This window comes from Xanthomonas sp. WHRI 7064, from assembly GCF_040202355.2.
GTDB lineage: Bacteria > Pseudomonadota > Gammaproteobacteria > Xanthomonadales > Xanthomonadaceae > Xanthomonas > Xanthomonas arboricola.
In genome coordinates this window covers 4,078,191-4,099,300 of the sequence record NZ_CP167821.1, presented here as the reverse complement: position 1 = coordinate 4,099,300, position 21,110 = coordinate 4,078,191, and the positions used below count along the sequence as shown (strand labels likewise).

Here is a 21,110-nt window from a genome sequence, read left to right as displayed (position 1 = left end):
CGACGTGGCGCCGCTGCTCCGGCCGACAGGCAGCAGGTGAAAGAGGCTGTTTACTGCCTCTTTCACGGCCGATGGCCTAGCGTGGTGCATTCACTCGATGGAGATGACGCCATGTCCAGATACGCCCCGCATGTCTATTCGGAACAAGTGCAGATCGCCACGCTCGAACACTGGGTGTCGCTGCTCGGTGGGCAGGAGCGTGTGCGCGTCGAGCTCGACGACGGCAGCATGATCAGCGGCACCGTCGCCGTGCGCCCAAGCATCCAGACCTATCTGGACGACCAGCAGCGCGAAGGCCTCAACGGCCAGTTGCGTATCGACCAACTGGATGCCGCGCAGGAGCCGCACTGGATCTGGATGGATCGCATCGTGGCAGTGCACCCCTTGCCGTTGGGCAGCGATCCGCAAGCCGCTCCCTGAGTCACGCATTGACGATGTGTTTACTTCTCGTCGTGGCGTTGACGGCATGATGACCGATTGTCGTAACTGTTCAGGATCGATCGCGAAATGAATGCTCCCGCGTTGAAGCTCGCCCGCTGGCCGCTGTCGCTGATGACCGTCGCCATCCTCGCCGCCTGCGGCGATACCGCCACGCTTGCCATCGAACAAGGGACCGGGCCGAACCCGCAATTGCCCGAGCCGGTCAAACGCTTGATCCCCACCGTCAAGGTGGCGCCGGTCAAGCGCTGGACCGAGAACGCCAAGCCGATCGCTGCCGACGACCTGCAGGTTGCCGCGTTTGCACGCGACCTGGATCACCCACGCTGGGTCTATGTGCTGCCGAACGGCGACGTGCTGGTGGCCGAGACCGCCGAGCCGCCCAAGCCGGAAGACGCCGAAGGCGGCGGCATCCGCAAGAAGGTGCAGGGCGCGATGATGAGCAAGGCCGGCGCCGTGGTGCCCAGCGCCAACCGCATCACCTTGCTGCGCGACGCCGATGGCGATGGCGTGGCCGAAGTGCGCACCCAGTTCATCAGTGGCCTGTTTTCACCGTTCGGCATGGCCCTGATCGGCGATCGTTTCTACGTGGCCAATGCAGATGCGCTGGTGAGCTTTCCGTACAAGCCCGGCGAGACGCATATCACCGCCAAGCCGACCTTCGTGGCCAATCTGCCCGGCGGCCTGAATCATCATTGGACCAAGTCGCTGCTGGCCAGTGCCGATGGCAGCAAGCTGTATGTCGGCGTCGGTTCCAATAGCAACGTGGCAGAAAACGGCATGGAGGCCGAACTCAACCGCGCCGCGATCCTGGAGATCGACCCGGCCACCGGCAGCAGCCGCGTGTTCGCCAGCGGCCTGCGCAATCCGGTCGGCACCGCCTGGGAGCCGCAGAGCAAGTCGCTGTGGGTGGTGGTCAACGAGCGCGACGAGATCGGCAGCGATCTGGTGCCGGATTACCTGACCTCGGTGCGCGACGGCGGCTTTTATGGCTGGCCCTACAGCTATTACGGCCAGCATGTGGACGAGCGGGTCAAACCGCAGAACCCCGAGCTGGTGGCCAACGCGATCAAGCCCGACTACGCGCTGGGCCCGCATACCGCCTCGCTGGGCCTGAGCTTTGCCAGCGGAAGCCTGTTGCCGGAGCGCTTCCGCCAGGGCGCCTTCATTGGCCAGCACGGCTCGTGGAATCGCGACCCGCCCAGCGGCTACAAGGTGCTGTTCGTGCCGTTTGTCGACGGCAAGCCCAGCGGCACGCCGATCACGGTGCTGGACGGTTTCCTGGATGCCGAAGGCAATGCGCAGGGGCGCCCGGTGGGCGTGAGCCCGGACAATACCGGGGCGCTGCTGGTGGCCGACGATGTCGGCAATGTGATCTGGCGGGTGACACCCAAGGCGCGCTGATCCAGACAACGCGCTGGCTCAGGCGTTCAAACAAAAAAACCGGGCCCAGGCCCGGTTTTTTCATGCGTGTGCCGTGGTCATGCGCGGTACCACGCCAATGCGAACGCGCTCAGCGCGGCGGTTCGGGCGAGGCACTGAAGCGCCGCGCATAGCCACGTTCTTCGGTGATCCGGCTGATGTCGTCATCGGCCATTTCCGGGGCGCCATACACCGCATATGCCACGCTGCCATCGTCGCGCTCGCCGACCTGGTGCAGGCGATAACGCGGCCGGCCCGCACCGGTGTTTTCGGGGTAGTGCATCGGTGGCGGGGTGTCATCCAGATCCATTTCGCTGTTGTCGACCACTCCACCTACGAACAGGGCTCGCATCGCGTCTCTCCGGTATTGGTGTGATTCCAGCCTAGGCGGGCGGATGTTGCGTGCGCATCAATAGACCGTATAGACATTGGAAGGGTTGCCGTCTGTAGGTCACGCAATCGAATGCCCGCCCAAGCGGGCGCCAAGGCGGGCGGCAGGCAGCGCTCCCTTACAATGGCGGCCTGTTCCCGACCCGATGATCCGATGGCTGGCCCGCACGATGCCCCGCTTCAAGCTCTGTTTCTGCCCTTCGCCCAGGGCGTGCTGCCATGGCCCAGCGGCCCGGTGCTGTTCCTGCGCGCGCGCGACGGGTTCCCGCTGCGCGAGCATGCGGCTGCCGATGCGCTGACCTGCGAGCAGAGCTTTCGTCCCTTCGCCGAAGCGCTGGAGCGCAACGGCTGGAACGTGCGCGAAGAGAGCGAGATCGAGGCCGACAGCACCCGTTATGCCCTGGTGCTGGTGTTGCCGCCGCGGCAACGCGAGGAAGCGCGTGCCCTGTTCGCGCGCGCGGTCGCGCTGGCCGCCCCGGGCGGCCGCGTGGTGGCCTGCCAGTCCAACAACGAGGGCGCGCGCTCGGGCGAGGCGGATCTGCGTCAGCTCACTGGCCTGGCCGGCAGCCTGACCAAGCACCATTGCCGCACCTACTGGAGCGCGCCGCTGCCTGCCGACACCGATGCGGTGCTGCAGGCGCGCTGGGCCGCGCTGGATGCGCCGCGCCCCATTCTGGACGGGCGCTTCGTCAGTCGCCCCGGTGTGTTTGCCTGGGACCGCATCGATCCTGCCTCGGCGCTGCTGGTCGAGCATCTGCCGAGCACGCTGGCCGGGCATGGCGCCGATCTGGGCGCGGGCTTCGGTTATCTGTCGGCCGAGGTGCTGGCGCGTTGCCCCAAGGTCACCGGGCTGGATCTGTACGAGGCCGAAGCACGCGCGCTGACCCTGGCGCGGCGCAACCTGCAGGCCATCGCGCATCCGGCGCAGCTGCAGTACCACTGGCGCGACGTTACCGCCGGCCTGGGGGCGCAGTACGATTTCATCGTCAGCAACCCGCCGTTCCACACGCCTTCGCGTGCCGATCGCCCGGATATCGGCCAGCGCTTCATCGCCGTGGCCGCGCAGGCCCTGCGCCCGGGTGGTCAGCTGCTGCTGGTCGCCAACCGGCATCTGCCCTACGAGTACGTGCTCAACGAAAGCTTCGGGCAGGTGCGCGTGGCCGCCGAACGCGACGGTTTCAAGCTGATTTCCGCCATCCGTGGCCGCGGAGCGCGCGCATGAAGCTGGTCAAGCACATCGCCAACCTCGGCTACGGCAGCCGCAAGCAGGTGACCCAGCTGTTTCGCCAGGGCGCGGTCACCGACGCCGCCGGCGAGGTGCTGTATGCCGACGACCAGGTGGAGCACGATACGATCCGTATCGATGGCGAACCGCTGGATCCGCCAGCGGGTTTCAGCCTGCTGTTGCACAAGCCCGGCGGCTACACCTGCTCGACCAAGGACACCGGCCGGCTTATCTACGAACTGCTGCCGCCGCGCTTCCGTTCGCGCGCACCGGTGCTGGCGCCGGTGGGACGGCTGGATCGCGAGACCAGCGGCATGTTGCTGATGACCGACGACGGCGCGCTGCTGCACCGGATCATTTCGCCCAAGTCGGCGCTGGACAAGGTCTACGACGTCACCCTGGCCGAGGACCTGCGCGGCGACGAGGCGGCGCTGTTTGCCAGCGGCACGCTGTTGCTGGAAGGCGAAACCAAGCCGCTGCTGCCGGCCGAACTGGAAGTGCTCGGCCCACGCGAAGCACGCCTGACCCTGCACGAAGGCCGCTACCACCAGGTGCGGCGCATGTTCGCCGCCGCCGGCAATCACGTGGTGGCCTTGCACCGCAGCCGCATCGGTGGCTTGGCGCTGGACGGTCTGCCGTCCGGGCAATGGCGCGCGCTGGAGGCAGGGGATCTTGCGGTGTTGTTCGGCCGCAACGAGCAGGCCTGAGCCGCGCCGCCAGTGATGGCGCCTGCGGCGCTTCCGGCCTGCGCGGTCTGCTGCAGGCCGCCTGCGCCGCAATGCCTCAGACGTACTGCATCTTGCGCGACATGCCGCCATCGACGATGAAATCCTGCCCGGTCACAAAGCCGGACAGCTGCGGCGACAGCAGATAGACCGCCAGTTGCGCGATGTCTTCCGGCGTGCCCACCCGTCCGGCCGGATGCTGGGCATGGTCGCGCCGTGACAACTTGGGTGTGCGCCGGCGCGCCGGTGCGCGCCAGGCGTCGGTGCTGATCCAGCCCGGACTGATGCTGTTGACGCGCACCTGCGGGCCTTCGCTCAGCGCCAAGGCGTGGGTGAAGGCCACCAGCCCGCCCTTGGCGGCGGCATAGGCTTCGCTATGCGGCTCCGATTGCCAGGTGCGGGTGGAGGCGATGTTGACGATCGCACCGCCGCCCTGGGCCTGCGCCAATGCGGGCAAGGCCTGCTTGCTGCACAGGAAGGCGCCATGCAGGCTGGCCAGCCGGTGATTCCACTCGTCCCAGTCCAGTTGCGGCAATGGCGCCACATGCGGATCGGCCACGCCGGCGTTGTTGACCAGGCCATCGAGTCGCCCGAAGCGGGTGAGCGCGGTGGCGATCAGGCGCGCCGCCTGGGCCGGGCGCGCGGCATCGCACCGCACGAAGGCACTGCGTCGCGGCGATGCCCACTCCTGCAGGCAGGCCTTGCCGGCATCGGCATCCAGGTCGCCGATCACCACGCTGCCACCGGCGCCCAGCACCGCCTGCGCGATGCCACGGCCGATGCCTTGGGCGCCGCCGGTGATCACCACCACGCGGTCCTGCAACGGGGAGGGATTCCATGCGGAGACGGCGGGGGTCAGGGGCATCGGGCGCACCAGGGTAGCGAGGTAGCGCGCACTGTAACGCGGGCGCCGTGGTGACCGTAGCAACGCGATCGCCACGCGTGACGTATGTATGCCGGTGTTTTGCCGCGCCGTTATCGCGTCATGCCGCGCCGCTGCGCGCCGGCATCGCTGCGCGTTTCAGGCACGCGCCGCCGTACGCGATGCGGCGGTCAGTGCTGCGATGCGCTCAACAACCGTTCCCAGCCGTCCTGGCCCAGGCGTTCCAGCGTCTGGATATTGCGTTCGACGATCACGTCCGGATCCGGAAACGCGGCCACCGCACGCTCCACGCTGTCTTCGCGCAGCAGGTGCAGGGTGGGGTAGGGCGAGCGGTTGGTGAAGTTGGCTACGTCATCCACCGCCGCGCCTGCGAACTGGTAGTCCGGATGGAAGCTGGCCACCTGCAACACGCCGCCCAGATCCAGCGCTTCCACCGCCGCATCGGCGTTGTCGAGGAAGTCGTTGTAGTCCAGGAAATCGGTGAGCACGTCCGGATGCACGATCAAGGTGGTGTCGATCTGCTCGGCCGGCGTGTCGCGCAGCAACACCAGTTCTTCGGCCAGTTGTTCGAGCAGCGCTTCGGGCGTGCTGGCATCGCTGAGCACCAGCCGCACCTGCTCCTTGACGTAGACCGCCTTGGCGAACGGGCACAGATTCAGGCCGATCACCGCGCGCTCGATCCACTGGCGGGTGGCGGTCAACGGGTCGAGCGTGGCAGGCGTGGTCGTCATCGTGGCGGCGGCGTGATGGTGGGCCAGTGTATGCGATCGCTGCCGGCGCGGCCGCCTGTGCCGGTGCAGCGCAGCGCAAAGCCGGCGCGACCGAACAGGTTGGCGAAACGCAGAAAAAACTCCAGCAGTTGCAGCGCTGACGCGGCCTAGGTGGCATCCGCATGCGTGTTTGCGCCGACATGCGCGCGCAGAAACGCACTCGATGCCTGCGCAACTTTGTCGGCGTGCGGGGTCTTGTGCGGCGAGCCGATCGCATGTGCGCCGGTGTCGAAGGCCATCGCGCAGGTGTGCTCCGCCGCGCTGCCGAGCGCAGCGAACATCGCCAGCATCGCCGGCACCGAGGCGGTGGGATCCTCCTCGCCGTTGGCAGCGCGGTAATAGCCCAGAAACACCGGGCATTGCACGCGTGGCCACGGTGGATCGGCGGCAACCGCGTCGAACAGGCTGCGCAGCGCGCGGAATCCATCCGGGTGGATGGTGCCGGACCAGAACGCCAGCGACGCGGCGGTGCGCGGGCGTGGGTCGGTCAAGGGCGTCTGCGCGGCGCAGACCTGATCCAGCAGCGCCGGGTCGGCCGGCCGGATGCCCGGTGACCAGGCGACCACCGCAGCCACCGCGTCGGGGCGCTGCGCCGCAAGCCACAAGCCCAATGTGGCGCCCATGGACGAGCCGACGATCGCCACGCGCGCGCCCATGTGCTGTGCCTGCGCCAGTGCATCCAGGGCCGAGGCCTGTAACGCTGCCGGCGTCAGCCCCTGCATCGCATCGGCGGCGCTGCGGCCATGCCCGGGCCAACGGTGCACGTACAGGTTGGCAGCCAGCGCATCGGCGATCTGCTCGGGCAGTTCGCCGGCTTCTCCCGGGCTGGCGGCGAACCCGTGCAGGTACAGCAGCGCCAGCGGCGTGCGCGTCTGCGCGTCGGTGTGCCAGTGCCGGCGTGCCGCGTTGCCCGGTTTCAGGTCAGCCGGTTGCATGGGTGGCATGCGCGGCGAGGATGGCCAGCAATTGGTGCGCGTTGATCGGTTTGGACAGATAGCCGGCCACGCCGGCCGCGGTGGCCTCGCGCATCGAATCGGTGCGGGTGTCGGCGGTCAGCACGATGATCGGCGGCAGCGCGGCGATCGCCGCGCGCGCCTCCCCCAGCGCGTCCCAGCCCGAGGTGCCGGGCATGTGCAGGTCGAGGAACACCAGGTCCGGCGCCGCCTCGCGGATGCGCTGCACCGCGTTGCTGCCATCGCTGTGAAAGCTCACCCGGTGCCCGGCGCGGGTGAGCAGATTGCCGATCACCAGCCGATTGGTGTCCATGTCCTCGAACACCAGGCAGTGCAGCGGCGGCACCGTCGCGGCATGCTGTTGCAGGGCCTCGCGCAGCGCCGGCGGGCGGCAGCCTTGCGCCGCGGCGGCGGCCAGTGCGAAGGTCCAGCGAAATACGCTGCCGCCGCCGGGGTTGTCGCGCACGCTCAGGCTGCCGCCCATCGCCTCGGACACCGACAGCGCAATGAACAGGCCCAGCCCGACCCCGCCCTCGGCACGGCTGAAACCGGTGCTGAGCTGGGTGAAGGGCGTGAAGACATAGGCCTTCTGGGCGTCGGGGATGCCGATGCCGGTATCGGTCACGGTCACCGCGATCGTCCAGCGCTGCTGCACCTGCGTGGCGGCGATCAGCACGTCGACCGCGCCACCGGCCGGGGTGAACTTGATCGCATTGATGACCAGGTTGGTGATGACCTGTTCGATGCGCCCCTCGTCGCCGATGAGGTCAGGCGTCTGCGCGGCATCGCTGCGCAGCGCCAGCGCCACGCCCTTGGTAGACGCTGCACTCGCGCACACCGCTTTGACCGTGGCCAGCACGTCAAGCAGGCTCAGCGGCTTGCTGTGCAGTTGCAGCCGGCCACCGTCGATGCTGGCCACGTCGATCACTTCGTTCACCCGATGCCGCAGCGCGATCGCATTGACCGTCACGGCCTGCATCAGTTCGCGCTGTTGCGCCGACAAGGTGTCGCTGTCGATCAGTTGCGCGCAGTTGATGACCGCGTTCAACGGCGTGCGCAGTTCGTGGTTCATGGTGCTGATGAAGCGGCTCTGCGCATCGCGCGAGGCCAGCGCCTGCAGGGCGATCTCCTGCATCGCACTGACGATGCGCGCCACCAGCAGCGGCAGCACCACGCTCAGCGCCACCGCATACACAAAGTAGGCCGGCCGCGACAGCCAGTAGCCGGCCGGCGCGGTCAGCAGCATCAGCACGAAGGTGCTGAGCAGCACCGGCAGCGTCGCCTTTTGCCCATAGCGCGCCACCGCGGCGATGGTGATGAAGGGCAGGAAGGCATTCAGCGACATCAGCAGGATGAAGGCCAGATAGGTCTGGATGCCGATGAACAGCAGGTTCATCGCAAACCCGATCGCATCCAGCCACTCGCCCGGCGGGATGATCCTGCGTCGCACCAGCACCATCCAGACCACCGCCACCATCCACAGCGTTGCCGCGGTGGGGAAGACCGCCTGTGCATCCCTGACCAGCACCGGCTGCGGCCCGTACAGCCAGCCGAAGCACCACAGCGCCACGATGGTCTGCACGATCACCCGGCCGACGCAGGCGCGATATTCCAGGAACGATTCGAACAGCCGCACCAGCCTGTCGTTGCGCAGCTGCCGGGCGGCCAGAATCAGGCCGGGCGCTGCACGGTTGGATCCACTACGCATGGGGGGCGGTGTCGTCGTTGGGGAGGGTGCGCCGGTAATTCTTGACCAGCAGGCCGGCCGCGGTCGCAATCGCGGTGTAGCGCTGCGCAAGCGCGGACCCCGGTTCGCCGCCGTCGACATCGCCGCGCAACCGGTCGCAGGCGTTCAGCAGTTCGGCAGAGCCGGTCAGCGAGAGCGTATTCTTCAGCGAATGGATCTGCTCCAGTGCCTGCGCCTGGGTGGTGCTGGCATGGCCGAGCGTGCAGCTGGCGATGGCGCGCTGCACTTCCACCGCAAACGCATCGGCAAACGCTGCAGCCGCCAGCGGGTCCAGCCCGGCCAACGTGTGCAGCGTCGAGCCGGCTTCGATGCGTGGCTGTGCGTGCGTCACGGCGCACGCCGTCCCGGCAGCGGGCGGCGCCTGCGGCACCGTGGCCGGGTGCGCGCGTTGCAACAGGCTGGAGAGCAGGCCGCGCATGCTTGCATCAGATCCGTAACGCGCCGGTGCGCGCGCGGCCGATGCCCGGGCAGCGGACGGTCGCCACACCGCGCTGTGCGGCCCGCCTGCACAGCGCGGCACGACAAGGCGCCGTGTCAGCCACCACGCGTGCTCAGTCGCGGAAGTTGTCGAACTGCAGCGGCAGCTCGAAGTCGGCCTTCTTCAGCAGCGCCATCGCGTCCTGCAGATCGTCGCGCTTCTTGCCGCTCACGCGCAGCTTGTCGCCATTGATCTGCGCCTCGACCTTGAGCTTGGCTTCCTTCAGCTTGGCCACCAGCTGCTTGGCCTGCTTCTGCTCGATGCCCTGCTTGACGGTGACCTTCTGGCGCGCACCGGCCAGGTTGGTTTCCATGTCGCCGAACTCCAGGCAACGCACGTCGATGCCGCGCGCCAGCAGGCGCGCGCGCAGGATGTCGGTCATCTGCTTGACCTGGAAATCGCTGGGCGCGGACTGGTTGATCGCCTTGCCGTCTTCCAGCTCGAACCTGGCCTCGACCCCCTTGAAATCGAAGCGCGTATCCAGCTCGCGGTTGGCCTGATCCACCGCATTGGTCAGTTCGTGCTTGTCGACTTCGGACACCACGTCGAAGGAAGGCATGCAAAAGCTCCTGCTGTCTGTAAACAGCCGCCATTCTAGGGCATCGCGTCATCGCCCCTGTCGACACAGGGTTGCCAGGCTGCGCGCACGCGCAGCGATAATGGTCCATGCCCACCACCCGCTCTCCGCTTCCCGCCATCGCCTGGATGGTGGCCGCCGTGGCCTGCTTCTCGCTGATGGATGCGGGAATGAAGCTGCTGTCGGCGCATTACCCGCCGCTGCAGGTCACCCTGCTGCGCGGCGCCGCCTCGCTGCCGTTCGTGCTGGTGTGGGTATTCGCCACCGCCGGACCGCGCTCGATCGTGCCGGTGCGCTGGGGCCTGCACCTGCTGCGCGGGGTACTGGGCATGGTGATGATCGGCTGCTTCGTCTACGGCCTGAAGCGCATGCCGCTGTCGACCGCCTACACGCTGTATTTCGTCGCCCCGCTGCTGGTGGCGGCGCTGTCGGTGCCATTGCTGGGCGAGCGGGTCGGGCCACGCCGCTGGACGGCGATCGGCATCGGCCTGGTCGGGGTGATCGTGGTGTTGCGCCCGGGCGTGGACGGGCTGATCTCGCTGCCCGGGTTGATGGTGCTGCTGGCGGCCACCGCCTATGCCATCGCCGCCATCAGCGTGAGTCTGCTGACCCGCACCGACACCCCGCAGGCGATGGTGGTGTCGTTCCTGCTGTTCATGGCGGTCGGCGCCGGCCTGCTGGCCATTCCCGACTGGGTGCCGTTGCGGGGCGAGCACGCCTGGCTGATCGCCGGCATGGGCCTGGCCGGCGCACTGGGGCAGATCGCGCTGACCCAGGCCTTCCTGCGCGGCGAGGCCTCGATGATCGCGCCGCTGGAATACACCGGCCTGGTCTGGGTGATCGGCTGGGACTGGCTGCTGTGGCAGACCCTGCCCGACAGCTGGACCTGGACCGGCGCCGGCATCATCGTCGCCAGCGGGCTGTATCTGCTGCGCCGGGAGCGGATTCGGAAGGCGGATCGGCTGATGTCGTTGGATAAGCCGTGATTGGGGAGTCGGGATTGGGGATTGGGGATTCGCCAGAGCAACGGCAAGGCGCTTTGGCTGTTACGAATCCCCAATCCCGACTCCCCAATCCCTAACTTAGAACTCATTGGAATATCGTCCGCAAACATTGACTGGTAGGCTTCACGGCCCCCCAATCGGCCACGCGCGGTGATCCAGTTTCAGCGCCTGCACAAGTCTTATTCCGTTGACGGTCGCCAGATCGTGGCGCTGCATCCACTCGATCTGCGGATCGGCCCCGGCGAGGTGTTCGGCATCATCGGCCATTCCGGTGCCGGCAAGTCGACCCTGATCCGGCTGATCAACCGGCTGGAAGAACCCAGCGGCGGGCGGCTGCTGATTGGCGACGAGGACGTTACCGCGCTGGACAGCCAGGGCCTGCGCGCACTGCGCCGGCGTGTCGGGATGATCTTCCAGCACTTCAACCTGCTGTCCTCGCGCACCGTGGCCGGCAATGTGGCGTTTCCGCTGGAACTGGCTGGCACCCCGCGCGCCGAAGTCGATGCGCGCGTGGCCGAGCTGCTGGCACGGGTCGGGCTGGAGCAGCATGCCAGCAAGTACCCGGCGCAGCTGTCCGGCGGGCAGAAGCAGCGCGTGGGCATCGCGCGCGCGCTGGCCACCCGGCCGCAGATCCTGCTGTGCGACGAGGCCACCAGCGCGCTGGACCCGCAGACCACCGCCTCGGTGCTGCAGCTGCTGGCGCAGATCAACCGCGAGCTGGGCCTGACCATCGTGCTGATCACCCACGAGATGGACGTGATCCGCCGGGTCTGCGACCGCGTCGCGGTGCTGGACGCCGGCAAGCTGGTGGAAACCGGCCCGGTGACCGAGGTGTTCCTGCATCCGCAGCACGCCACCACCCGGCGCTTCGTGTCCGAAGCCGAGCACGTGGACGAGGCCGAGCTGCATCGCGACTTCGCCGCGGTGGGCGGGCGCATCGTGCGGTTGACCTTCCTGGGCAACGGCACCTACGAACCGGTGCTGGGCCGCATCGCCCGCGAGACCGGGGTGGACTACAACATCCTGTCCGGGCGCGTGGACCGCATCAAGGACACCCCGTACGGCCAGCTCATCGTCGCGCTGACCGGCGGCGACCATAACGCGGCACGCGCGGGCTTCGTCGCCGCCGGCGTGCACGTGGAGGATCTGCGCGTATGACTCTGATCGCCACGACAAGCGGGTTTTTCCGCAATCTCGATGCCGCCAAGTGGGGCGACATCGGCCAGGCCACGCTCGATACCTTGCTGATGCTGGCCGGTGCGCTGCCGCTGACGCTGCTGATCGGCCTGCCGCTGGGCGTTGCGCTGTTCCTGTGCGGTGCCCCGCAGCTGCGCCGCCGCCCGGTGCTATACGGCGTGCTCGCGGCACTGATCAACCTGCTGCGCTCGGTGCCCTTCATCATCCTGATGATCGCGATGATTCCGCTGACGCTGACGCTGATGGGCACCTCGCTGGGCGTGCGCGGCGCGATCCTGCCGCTGGTGGTCGGCGCCGCACCGTTCTATGCACGGCTGGTGGAAACCGCCTTGCGCGAAGTGGACCGCGGGATCATCGAAGCCAGCCAGGCGATGGGCGCCACCACCCGCCAGCTGGTGCTGCGCGTGCTGCTGCCCGAAGCGCGCCCGGGCCTGATCGCCGGCGCCACCGTGACCACCATCGCGCTGATCGGCTTCACCGCGATGGGCGGTGCGATCGGCTCCGGCGGGCTGGGCGATGTCGCGTACCGCGAGGGCTATCTGCGCTCGCATTCGGATGTCGCGCTGATCACCGTGATCGCCCTGCTGGTGCTGGTGCAGCTGCTGCAGATGCTGGGCGACTGGCTGGTGGCGCGCTACAGCCGGCGCTGAGCTCGACCGGGATCGCGCGTTGCCGGGCGCGCACGGCAACGCAAGCAACACGGGCCTGCCGATCGCGGCTACACCCGCGGTCTGCTAGGTTTAGCGCTTGCGGCAGTGCCGCATTCCTCCTCCCACGGACCCCCACATGAGCACATTCGCGTTTCGTTCCCTCCTGGCTGCGGCCACGCTGGCCCTGGCCTCCTGTGGAGGTAGCGGTGGCAGCAGCGGCGGCGACACACTGACGGTGGCCGCCACCGCGGTGCCGCATGCCGAGATCCTGGAGGTGGTCGAACCGCTGCTGGCCAAGCAGGGCGTCAAGCTGGACGTGCGCGTGTTCAACGACTACGTGCAACCCAACGACCAGGTCGTGCAGAAGCAGATCGACGTCAACTACTTCCAGACCGAGCCGTACCTGGATGCCTACAACCGCGACCGCAAGAGCCAGCTGGTGACCGTGGTCGGCGTGCATATCGAGCCGTTCGGTGCGTATTCGCGCCGGTTCAAGGCATTGGCCGAACTGCCCAACGGCGCCGACGTGGTGATTCCCAACGACCCGAGCAACAACAGCCGCGCGCTGATCCTGCTCGACAAGGCGGGCGTGATCAAACTCAAGGACCCGAGCAATGCCCTGTCCAGCCAGCGCGACATCGTCGAGAACCCCAAGCAGCTGAAGTTCCGCGAGCTCGATTCGGCGATGCTGCCGCGCGTGCTCGACCAGGTCGACCTGGCGCTGATCAACACCAACTACGCGCTCGACGCCGGCCTCAATCCGACCCGCGACGCGTTGGCGATCGAGAGCAAGGACTCGCCGTACGTGAACTTCCTGGTCTCGCGCCCGGACAACAAGGACGACCCGCGCGTGCAGAAGCTGGCCAAGGCCTTGACCAGCCCGGAAGTGAAGGCGTTTATCGAGCAGAAGTACAAAGGCGCGGTGTTGCCGGCGTTCTAAGGGCGGCGAACAAACCGACCGCGCTCACTGCCAGGCGGGTGCGGCCGGTGCCCGGCATCGGCATGCACCACACGGACACGCCGGTTGCTGCGCGCCGTCCATGTTCATGTGGCGTCCGCGCGTTACGGGTTGCCAACCACTCTTCATCGCCACCGAGCATGTGATGCCACTTCTCCTCGCCATACCGCTGGCCGTGATCATCGCCCTGGCGGTGTTCGCGGTGCTGTTGCCGTTGTCGCTGGTGCAGCGCTTTCGTGTCGGCACCGCGCGGCGGCAGGCACGCGGCTGGCTGTTGATGATCAATCTTGTCTCGGCCGGCCTTTCCACCGTGCTGTTCGTGATCTTCGTGTTGATCGCCGCCGCGTTCTGGCCCGGCGCGATCAGCCATGCCGCCTTCGGCTGGGCCTGCGGGCTGGCGCTGGGGCTGCTGGCACTACGTTTGACCCGCTTCGAGCGTACCCAGCAGGGGCTGTTCTACCGACCCAACCTGTGGCTGGTGCTGGCCTTGACCGTGCTGGTGGTGGTACGTGTGATCGCCGGCATGGTGCAGGGGTGGCGCAGCACCTGGCAGGGTGCTGCCTGGCCCACGGAAGGGTGGCTCAGTCACGCCAGCCTGTTGGGCGCGGCCGGCGTACTGCTCGGCTATGCGCTCGCCTATGCCACCTTGCTGTGGTGGCGCTGGCGCAGCGCGCGCCTGCGCGGCAGCGTCTACTGGCGCTGAACGGGCGGCGCCACGATTTCAAAGCATAAAAAAACGGGCCTTGCGGCCCGTTCTTGTTCGACTGAAACGTCGCTTGCCGGCGTGCTTAGAAGCGCGCGCCGACGCCGAAGCCGACGGTCCACGGATCCAGTTCCAGCTCGCTGCCGGTGCCCTGGCCGCCCACGCGCAGTTCCGGACGCGAACGCATGTAGCGGGCGTCGGCACGTGCGAACCAGGTGGAGTTGATGTTCATGTCCACGCCGACGGTGCCGATGACGCCCTTGGCGGTGTCCAGGCCCACGTGCTGGCCTGTGGCCGACGCCGCGTCGATCTTCTCGTTGCTGAAGTTCGACTCGTAGTAGCCCACGCCCACGAACGGACGGAACACGTTATCGGCCTGGCCGAAGTGGTACTGGCCGCTGATGGCGATCGGCTGCTGCTCGACGGTGCCGATCTTGCCCACGCCATCGGCGTTGACACGGTGGTTGAACTTGTCGGCGGCGCCCCACAGCTCAACAGCCCAGTTGTCGTTGATGTAGTAGCTGGCGCTCAGCGTCGGTGCCGGGCCGCCATCGACGTCCAGGCCGGGAGCCGGATCGTTCTTCGGCTTGATCAGAGCAACACCGCCGACCACTGCCCAATGCTTTCCGGAAGCGCTATCGGCGCTGGTGGAAGCCGAGGAGGTGTCGCCGGTGTAGGTGGTGTCTTGTGCAAATGCCGACGGCGCAAACGCAAGTGCGGATACGGCAGCCAGGCTCAGGATGGAAATGGCACGCATTGGGGGTCTCCTCAGTGTTCTTGTTAGGCCCGTGGAGTGGGCCGCGCCAAAGCTATTCCTGAAAATCTGAATCCACGCCTACCCGTGGCTCGCTAAAATTTCGTTTGTTCAGCAAGTTTCCGGAGAAGGCCGTGGCTGCAACAGGCAAGCTAAAAAAGACATTCACGCAGATGCGATCGCCGTGACGAAAACCGACCTGTTGCAGGGCCTTCCAGCGCACATTCCTAACGATTGCCGTGTCCTGGTGCTCGGCTCGATGCCGGGCAACGCCTCGTTGCACGCGGCGATGTACTACGCCCATCCGCGCAACCGTTTCTGGCCGTTGATGCAGGAACTGCTGGGCATCGAGGCCGGGTTGGCATATCCGGCGCGCCTGCAGGCGCTGGCCAACTGCGGGGTGGGCCTGTGGGATGTGATCGGCCAATGCGAGCGGCGCGGCAGCCTGGACACCGCCATCGTCGCCAGCAGCATCATGGTCAATCCGCTGGCGGAGCGGCTGGCGACGCTGCCGCAGCTGCGCGCGGTCGCCTGCAACGGTGCGGCCGCCGCGCAGGCATGGCGTCGCCATGTGCAGCCGCTGCTGCCGATCGCACTGCATACGGTGCCGGTATGGGCCTTGCCGTCCACCAGCCCGGCCAATGCGGCATGGTCGCTGCCACGGCTGTGCGCGGCCTGGCAGCCACTGCGCGACGCGCTGGATTAGCGACGTCGGATCGCCGCGCAACCAATCCATGAGCGAAGACATCAGCGAGCGGATGGTGCCGTGCGAACCATGTGCCTGCGTCGTGGCGGAGTTGGCCGACACCTGTCACCACTGCAGCGCCGGCCGTGTTGGTCAGGGCGCAACCACCGGCCGGAAGTCATGCCAGCGTCCGGCACGGGCAAGTGCCGCTCCCGTGCAGGCATGCTGCAGCCAACGCATCAACGGAAGCGACCAGATGGCGATCAAGCACGCACTACCGATGGCAGCGGGCCTGCTGCTGGGCCTGCTGGTCGCCGTACCGGCTGCCAGCGCCGACGATCTGCACTGCAATGTCAGCAGCGACTACGACCTCACGCTCAACCCGCGCAGCCTGATCCTGATCCGCGCGTCGGGTACGCCGCAGCGGCTGGTGATGCGCCAGGGCGCCTTGTTCGTCGACGACCGCTGGGTCGCGGTGAGCGCCGACGATCGCGCGCGCTTGATCCAGTTCGAGCGGCAGACCCGCGACGTGGTGCCGCTGGCGCAGGAGGTCGGGCGCGAAGCGGCCGATATCGCCGTCACCGCGCTGGGCGAGGTGGCGGCCGGCTTCAGCCGCAGCCCCGAGGCCACGCGCGTGCAGCTGGCGGCCGTGCGCGAAAAGATCGACACCCGCCTGAAGCAGAGTTTCGGCAAGAGCCAGCTCACCTCGATCGATATCGATGACGACATCGGCGCGATGGTGGCCGAGCTGCTGCCGCAGCTGATCGGCGATGTCGTCGCCGGTGCGGTGCAGTCGGCACTGACCGGAAACGATCTGCAGCTGCGGTCGCTGGAAGGGGTGGAAACGCGCATCGAGCGCCTGATCGAGCCGCAGGCGCGTGCGTTGCGGCCACGCGCGCAGCAACTGTGCACGCGGGTCGAGGCGCTCGACGGCCTGGACAATGCGCTGGCGTATCGTTTGCCCTCGGGCGAGCCACTGCAACTGTTGCGGGTTGATCGACGCGCGTCGAAATGATCCGGCGCATGCGCCGGCGAACGCTGCATCCCGTCCGGTGCGCGACTTTTTCCACGGCAATGGTTGGCGCTGCGGCCCGCAGCCGGCCACAATAGGGGTTTCCCCATTCTGTTGCCGGAGTTCCCCGTATGGCCGAAATCAAGGAAGCACTTGTCCCCGATATCGGTGACTACAGCGATGTCCCGGTAATCGAGGTGCTGGTGTCGGTCGGCGATACGGTCAGCAAGGACCAGAGCCTGGTCACGCTGGAATCGGACAAGGCCACGATGGAAGTGCCCTCGTCGGTGGCCGGCGTGGTCAAGGAGATCAAGGTCAAGGTCGGCGATTCGCTGTCGCAGGGCGCGCTGGTCGCGCTGATCGAAGTGGCCGACGCCGGCGCCGAAAGCGCTGCCGCACCCGCGCCGGCCGCCGCTCCGGCCGCTCCGGCCAAGGCTGCGCCCGCTGCCGCGCCGGCGCCTGCCGCCAAGGCCGAACCGGCTGCGCCCGCCGCGTCCTCGGACGGCGGCCTGGTCGAAGCCCGCGTGCCCGATATCGGCGATTACACCGACATCCCGGTGATCGAGGTGCTGGTCGCCGTCGGCGATACCGTCGCCAAGGACCAGAGCCTGGTCACGCTGGAATCGGACAAGGCCACGATGGAAGTGCCGTCCTCGGCCGCCGGTGTGGTCAAGGAACTCAAGGTCAAGGTTGGCGACACGCTCTCGCAGGGCAATGTGGTGGCGATCATCGCTGCCAGCGATGGCGGCGCCGGTGCGGCGCAGTCCCCGGCCAAGCCCAGCACCGACACCGCCGAAACCGCCGGCAAGGTCGAGCCGGTCGCCGTGTCCGCGGTGCCGGACAAGCTGGCCCAGCGCGAGATCGCGCAGGTGCAGGGCGCCCGGTCCAGCGAGGCCGCGCAGCCTGCGCAGGGCGGCCAGCCGTCGGCCGGGCAGCCGTCCAGCCCGCCGGTGACCTTCGACGCCGACAGCGTGCTGCCGTCCAAGGTGGCCTACGCCAGCCCGGTGGTGCGCGTGTTCGCACGCGAGCTCGGGGTGGATCTGAACCAGCTCAAGGGCAGCGAGAAGGGCGGCCGCATCACCCGTGAGGACGTGCAGCGCTTCGTCAAGGCCGCACTCAGCGGCGGCGCGCCTGCCGCAGCCGGTGCTGCGCCGGCCGGTGGCGGCAACGGCCTGAACCTGCTGGCCTGGCCGAAGGTGGACTTCAGCAAGTTCGGCGAGACCGAGACCCAGCCGCTGTCGCGCATCAAGAAGATTTCCGGTGCCAACCTGGCACGCAACTGGGCGATGATTCCGCACGTCACCCAGTTCGAATCGGCCGACATCACCGACCTGGAAGCCCTGCGCGTGGCATTGAACAAGGAAAACGAGAAGGCCGGCATCAAGCTGACCATGCTCGCCTTCCTGGTCAAGGCCAGTGCCGCGGCGTTGAAGAAGTTCCCCGAGTTCAACGCCTCGCTGGATGCGGCCGGCGAAAACCTGACCTTGAAGAAGTACATCAACATCGGCTTCGCCGCCGACACCCCGAACGGCCTGGTCGTGCCGGTGATCCGCGACGTCGACAAGAAGGGCGTGCTGCAGATCGCGCAGGAAAGCGGCGAGCTGGCCAAGAAGGCACGCGACGGCAAGCTCGGCCCGGCCGACATGAGCGGCGGCTGCTTCTCGATCAGCTCGCTCGGCGGCATCGGTGGTACGGCGTTCACGCCGATCATCAATGCGCCGGAAGTGGCGATCCTGGGCGTGTCCAAGTCGGCGATGCAGCCGGTATGGAACGGCAAGGAGTTCGCACCCAAGCTGATGCTGCCGCTGTCGTTGAGCTACGACCACCGCGTCATCGATGGCGCGCTGGCCGCACGCTTCACCACCTACCTCAGCCAGGTGCTGGCCGACATGCGCCGCGTCCTGCTGTGAGAGCAGCGCTGCTGACCTTCGCCCTGCTGGGCGTGCTGCCGTGGACATCCGCGGCGGCACGCGAGTGCGAGAGCACGCTCGGGCGCGGCTGGCCGCCGGCGGTGGGTAACTACGGCACCGCGGTGACCACGCTGCTCGACGCCGGCACCAGGCCGAGCCTGTCGTTGCTGACGCTGCCCACCCGCGGCGTGGAAAGCGGGGTGTCGCTGGTGCCGGGCAAGGACGGTGCCGACTGGACCCTGCGGCATAGCCGCGCCGACGAGCGCGTCTACAGCTGGGTCAGCCAGAGCGATCGTGGCAGCGTGCAGTTCCGCACCGCGCAGACCCCGGAAACGGTCGAGATCCCGATTCCGGCGGCGTTGGCAAGGCGCCTGGTCAGCAACTGGACCGGCGCACTGACGCAACTGGCGCCGAGCGGTCGCAGCGCCCCGGTGAGCGAGGGCGAGGTGCTGTCGTTCCAGGTCGATGGCGTGCGTTACAGCGGCACCCGCCCGAGCTGCGGCGCCGGCGAGTTGCTGCTGCAGCAGGCCGCGTTGCTGATCGAAGCCAGCGAAGGCAAGGAAAAGAAGCGCGACAAGCGCTGGACCCAAATCGAATCGTCGCTGGATGAACTCCAGCAGACGCTTGCCGGCACGGCCGGTTGAGCCACAGGAGAAGCAAATGGCGGTCATTGAAATCAAGGTTCCCGACATCGGCGATTACAGCGATGTCCCCGTCATCGAAGTGCTGGTCGCCGTCGGCGACAGCGTGGTCAAGGATCAGGGCCTGGTAACGCTGGAGTCGGACAAGGCCACGCTGGAAGTGCCGTCCTCGGCCGCCGGCGTGGTCAAGGAGCTCAAGGTCAAGGTGGGTGACAGCCTGTCCGAAGGTGCGCTGGTGCTGCTGCTGGAAGCCGAAGGCGAGGCCGCCGCACCGGCTGCGCCCGCCAAGGCCGACAGCAAGCCCGCACCTGCGGCTGCGGCGCCCGCCGCCGCGCCCGGCAGCAAGCCGCCGGTGACGCCGTCGCATCGCGCCCCGGCCGAACCGGCGCCGTCCAAGCCGGCGCTGGCCAGCGGCAAGCCGGCCGATATCGAATGCAAGATGGTGGTGCTCGGCGCCGGCCCTGGCGGCTACACCGCCGCATTCCGCGCCGCCGACCTGGGCCTGGATACGGTGCTGATCGAGCGCTACGCCAGCCTGGGCGGGGTCTGCCTCAATGTCGGCTGCATCCCGTCCAAGGCGCTGCTGCATGCCGCCGCGGTGATCGACGAAGTGGCGCACGCCGGCGATTTCGGCGTGGACTTCGGCCAGCCCAAGATCACCCTGGACAAGCTGCGCGAGTACAAGGAAAAAGTGGTCGGCAAGCTCACCGGCGGCCTGGCCAGCATGGCCAAGCAGCGCAAGGTGCGCACCGTCACCGGGGTGGCATCGTTCGTGTCGCCCAACGAGCTGGAGATCGTCGGCGACGACGGCAAGACCCAGCTGCTGCGCTTCGAGCACTGCATCATCGCCGCCGGTTCGCAGGCGGTGAAGCTGCCGAACTTCCCGTGGGACGACAAGCGCGTGATGGACTCCACCGACGCGCTGGAACTGCACGACATTCCCAAGACCCTGCTGGTGGTCGGCGGCGGCATCATCGGCCTGGAAATGGCCACGGTGTACAGCGCGCTCGGCAGCAAGGTCACCGTGGTCGAGTTCATGGACCAGCTGATGCCGGGCGCCGACAAGGACCTGGTCAAGCCGCTGGCAGATCGCCTGAAGAAGCAGGGCGTGGAGGTCCATCTCAAGACCAAGGCCACCGACGTCAAGGCCGACGCCAGCGGCATCACGGTGTCGTTCGAAGCGGCCACCGAGGGCGAGAAGCCGGGTTTGCAGGCCACCGCCTACGACCGCGTGCTGGTGGCGGTTGGCCGCACGCCCAACGGCAAGAAGATCGGCGCCGACAAGGCCGGCGTCGCCATCACCGAGCGCGGCTTCATCCCGGTCGATCGGCAGATGCGCACCAACGTGCCGCACATCTTCGCCATCGGCGACATCGTCGGTAACCCGATGCTGGCGCACAAGGCCACCCACGAGGGCAAGCTGGCCGCCGAAGTGGCTGCCGGCGAGAAGAAGGAATGGGTGGCGCGGGTGATTCCGTCGGTCGCCTACACCAACCCGGAAATCGCCTGGGTCGGCGTGACCGAGACCGAGGCCAAGGCCAAGGGCCTGAAGGTCGGCGTGGCCAAGTTCCCGTGGGCCGCCAGTGGCCGCGCGATCGGCATCGGCCGCACCGAAGGCTTCACCAAGCTGATCTTCGACGAAGAAACCCACCGCGTGATCGGTGGCGCCATCGTCGGCGTGCATGCCGGTGATCTGCTGGCCGAGATCGGCCTGGCGATCGAGATGGGCGCCGAGGCCGAAGACATCGGCCACACCATCCACGCGCATCCGACCCTGAGCGAATCGGTCGGTATGGCCGCCGAGGTCTACGACGGCACCATCACCGACCTGTACATCCCGAAGAAGAAGTAAGCGCACGTCAGCACTTGCTAGCGACAACGCCCCGCCCCGCGCGGGGCGTTGTCGTTTCGGGCACCACTGTGCGCGAGCGCTGCTGTGAGCGGGCTATGGCAGGCATACGAGCGACTGCCGCGCGTCGTTCGCATCT

The 21,110-nt window shown here is 67.7% G+C and carries 22 protein-coding genes and 1 other RNA gene; 15 read left to right on the top strand and 8 right to left on the bottom strand.

The annotated features are described in order from the left end of the window. The first annotated feature begins 111 nt into the window (after window positions 1-111). The gene (locus ABQY74_RS17380) at window positions 112-420 is read left to right on the top strand and encodes a DUF3247 family protein (RefSeq protein WP_016903450.1); all 309 of its coding nucleotides are present in this window, start codon (window positions 112-114) and stop codon (window positions 418-420) included. 87 nt (window positions 421-507) lie between these two features. Further along, window positions 508-1,842, top strand: coding sequence for a sorbosone dehydrogenase family protein (locus ABQY74_RS17375; RefSeq protein ID WP_349792492.1), 1,335 nt, complete (start codon window positions 508-510; stop codon window positions 1,840-1,842). A 109-nt stretch (window positions 1,843-1,951) separates the two neighbouring features. Here the strand turns inward: ABQY74_RS17375 and ABQY74_RS17370 are convergent, their stop codons facing one another. After that, complete coding sequence (locus ABQY74_RS17370) at window positions 1,952-2,212, bottom strand: hypothetical protein (protein WP_087962350.1); 261 nt, start codon at window positions 2,210-2,212, stop codon at window positions 1,952-1,954. A gap of 192 nt (window positions 2,213-2,404) precedes the next feature. On the opposite strand from ABQY74_RS17370, the gene ABQY74_RS17365 reads away from it, so the two are divergent. Together ABQY74_RS17365 and ABQY74_RS17360 are read left to right on the top strand one after the other, a co-directional pair. Then, complete coding sequence (locus tag ABQY74_RS17365; RefSeq protein ID WP_184458127.1) at window positions 2,405-3,472, top strand: class I SAM-dependent methyltransferase; 1,068 nt, start codon at window positions 2,405-2,407, stop codon at window positions 3,470-3,472. Beyond that, window positions 3,469-4,182, top strand: coding sequence for a pseudouridine synthase (locus ABQY74_RS17360; RefSeq protein WP_349792489.1), 714 nt, complete (start codon window positions 3,469-3,471; stop codon window positions 4,180-4,182). The genes ABQY74_RS17365 and ABQY74_RS17360 overlap by 4 nt, the downstream gene beginning before the upstream one ends. 76 nt (window positions 4,183-4,258) lie before the next feature. Here the strand turns inward: ABQY74_RS17360 and ABQY74_RS17355 are convergent, their stop codons facing one another. From ABQY74_RS17355 to ABQY74_RS17330, 6 genes are all read right to left on the bottom strand, one after another. Then, window positions 4,259-5,065, bottom strand: coding sequence for an SDR family oxidoreductase (locus ABQY74_RS17355; RefSeq protein ID WP_349792487.1), 807 nt, complete (start codon window positions 5,063-5,065; stop codon window positions 4,259-4,261). A 188-nt stretch (window positions 5,066-5,253) separates the two neighbouring features. Next, complete coding sequence (locus ABQY74_RS17350) at window positions 5,254-5,814, bottom strand: DUF1415 domain-containing protein (protein ID WP_016903456.1); 561 nt, start codon at window positions 5,812-5,814, stop codon at window positions 5,254-5,256. 146 nt (window positions 5,815-5,960) lie between these two features. Further along, a complete protein-coding gene (locus ABQY74_RS17345; protein WP_349792486.1) occupies window positions 5,961-6,788 on the bottom strand; it encodes an alpha/beta fold hydrolase in 828 nt (275 codons plus the stop codon). After that, a complete protein-coding gene (locus ABQY74_RS17340) occupies window positions 6,775-8,514 on the bottom strand; it encodes an ATP-binding protein (RefSeq protein ID WP_349792484.1) in 1,740 nt (579 codons plus the stop codon). Before ABQY74_RS17340 ends, ABQY74_RS17345 begins: the two co-directional genes overlap by 14 nt. Further along, entirely contained in the window at window positions 8,507-8,971 is a 465-nt protein-coding gene (locus tag ABQY74_RS17335; RefSeq protein WP_349792482.1) for a hypothetical protein, read from the bottom strand. Before ABQY74_RS17335 ends, ABQY74_RS17340 begins: the two co-directional genes overlap by 8 nt. Before the next feature lie 133 nt (window positions 8,972-9,104). After that, complete coding sequence (locus tag ABQY74_RS17330) at window positions 9,105-9,590, bottom strand: YajQ family cyclic di-GMP-binding protein (RefSeq protein ID WP_016903460.1); 486 nt, start codon at window positions 9,588-9,590, stop codon at window positions 9,105-9,107. Window positions 9,591-9,697: 107 nt separating this feature from the next. Between ABQY74_RS17330 and ABQY74_RS17325 the strand changes: the two genes are divergently transcribed. From ABQY74_RS17325 to ABQY74_RS17300, 6 genes are all read left to right on the top strand, one after another. Continuing rightward, entirely contained in the window at window positions 9,698-10,594 is an 897-nt protein-coding gene (locus tag ABQY74_RS17325) for a DMT family transporter (protein ID WP_349792481.1), read from the top strand. Window positions 10,595-10,762: 168 nt separating this feature from the next. Further along, window positions 10,763-11,770, top strand: a complete 1,008-nt coding sequence (locus ABQY74_RS17320; RefSeq protein WP_016903462.1) for a methionine ABC transporter ATP-binding protein — start codon at window positions 10,763-10,765, stop codon at window positions 11,768-11,770. Beyond that, window positions 11,767-12,459 (top strand): methionine ABC transporter permease, encoded by a 693-nt coding sequence (locus ABQY74_RS17315; protein WP_039525241.1) that lies wholly within the window; start codon window positions 11,767-11,769, stop codon window positions 12,457-12,459. Before ABQY74_RS17320 ends, ABQY74_RS17315 begins: the two co-directional genes overlap by 4 nt. Window positions 12,460-12,595: 136 nt before the next feature. After that, on the top strand, window positions 12,596-13,399 hold the full coding sequence (locus tag ABQY74_RS17310; protein WP_024940265.1) for a MetQ/NlpA family ABC transporter substrate-binding protein: 804 nt from the start codon (window positions 12,596-12,598) through the stop codon (window positions 13,397-13,399). Between the two features lie 62 nt (window positions 13,400-13,461). After that, window positions 13,462-13,537, top strand: a non-coding RNA gene (locus tag ABQY74_RS17305) — sX9 sRNA. A gap of 25 nt (window positions 13,538-13,562) precedes the next feature. Further along, window positions 13,563-14,120, top strand: coding sequence for a hypothetical protein (locus ABQY74_RS17300; protein ID WP_039525245.1), 558 nt, complete (start codon window positions 13,563-13,565; stop codon window positions 14,118-14,120). 85 nt (window positions 14,121-14,205) lie between these two features. On the opposite strand, the gene ABQY74_RS17295 is transcribed toward ABQY74_RS17300, so the two are convergent. After that, complete coding sequence (locus ABQY74_RS17295) at window positions 14,206-14,877, bottom strand: OmpW family protein (RefSeq protein WP_016901022.1); 672 nt, start codon at window positions 14,875-14,877, stop codon at window positions 14,206-14,208. A 175-nt stretch (window positions 14,878-15,052) separates the two neighbouring features. Here ABQY74_RS17295 and ABQY74_RS17290 point away from each other — a divergent pair, with 175 nt between their 5' ends. The 5 genes from ABQY74_RS17290 to lpdA all read left to right on the top strand — a co-directional run bounded on the left by ABQY74_RS17290 (window position 15,053) and on the right by lpdA (window position 20,974). Beyond that, window positions 15,053-15,580 carry a DNA-deoxyinosine glycosylase gene (locus tag ABQY74_RS17290; protein WP_372470102.1) on the top strand — a complete coding sequence of 176 codons (528 nt, stop codon included), beginning with the start codon at window positions 15,053-15,055 and terminating at the stop codon, window positions 15,578-15,580. A gap of 235 nt (window positions 15,581-15,815) precedes the next feature. Next, window positions 15,816-16,574: a DUF2884 family protein gene (locus ABQY74_RS17285; protein WP_039529675.1), complete on the top strand. Its 759-nt coding sequence runs from the start codon at window positions 15,816-15,818 to the stop codon at window positions 16,572-16,574. Window positions 16,575-16,702: 128 nt separating this feature from the next. Beyond that, entirely contained in the window at window positions 16,703-18,481 is a 1,779-nt protein-coding gene (locus ABQY74_RS17280; protein WP_039525251.1) for a dihydrolipoyllysine-residue acetyltransferase, read from the top strand. Further along, entirely contained in the window at window positions 18,478-19,125 is a 648-nt protein-coding gene (locus ABQY74_RS17275; protein ID WP_054592378.1) for a hypothetical protein, read from the top strand. The genes ABQY74_RS17280 and ABQY74_RS17275 overlap by 4 nt, the downstream gene beginning before the upstream one ends. A 16-nt stretch (window positions 19,126-19,141) precedes the next feature. Beyond that, window positions 19,142-20,974, top strand: a complete 1,833-nt coding sequence (gene lpdA / locus ABQY74_RS17270) for a dihydrolipoyl dehydrogenase (RefSeq protein WP_104589398.1) — start codon at window positions 19,142-19,144, stop codon at window positions 20,972-20,974. Window positions 20,975-21,110: the final 136 nt, after the last annotated feature.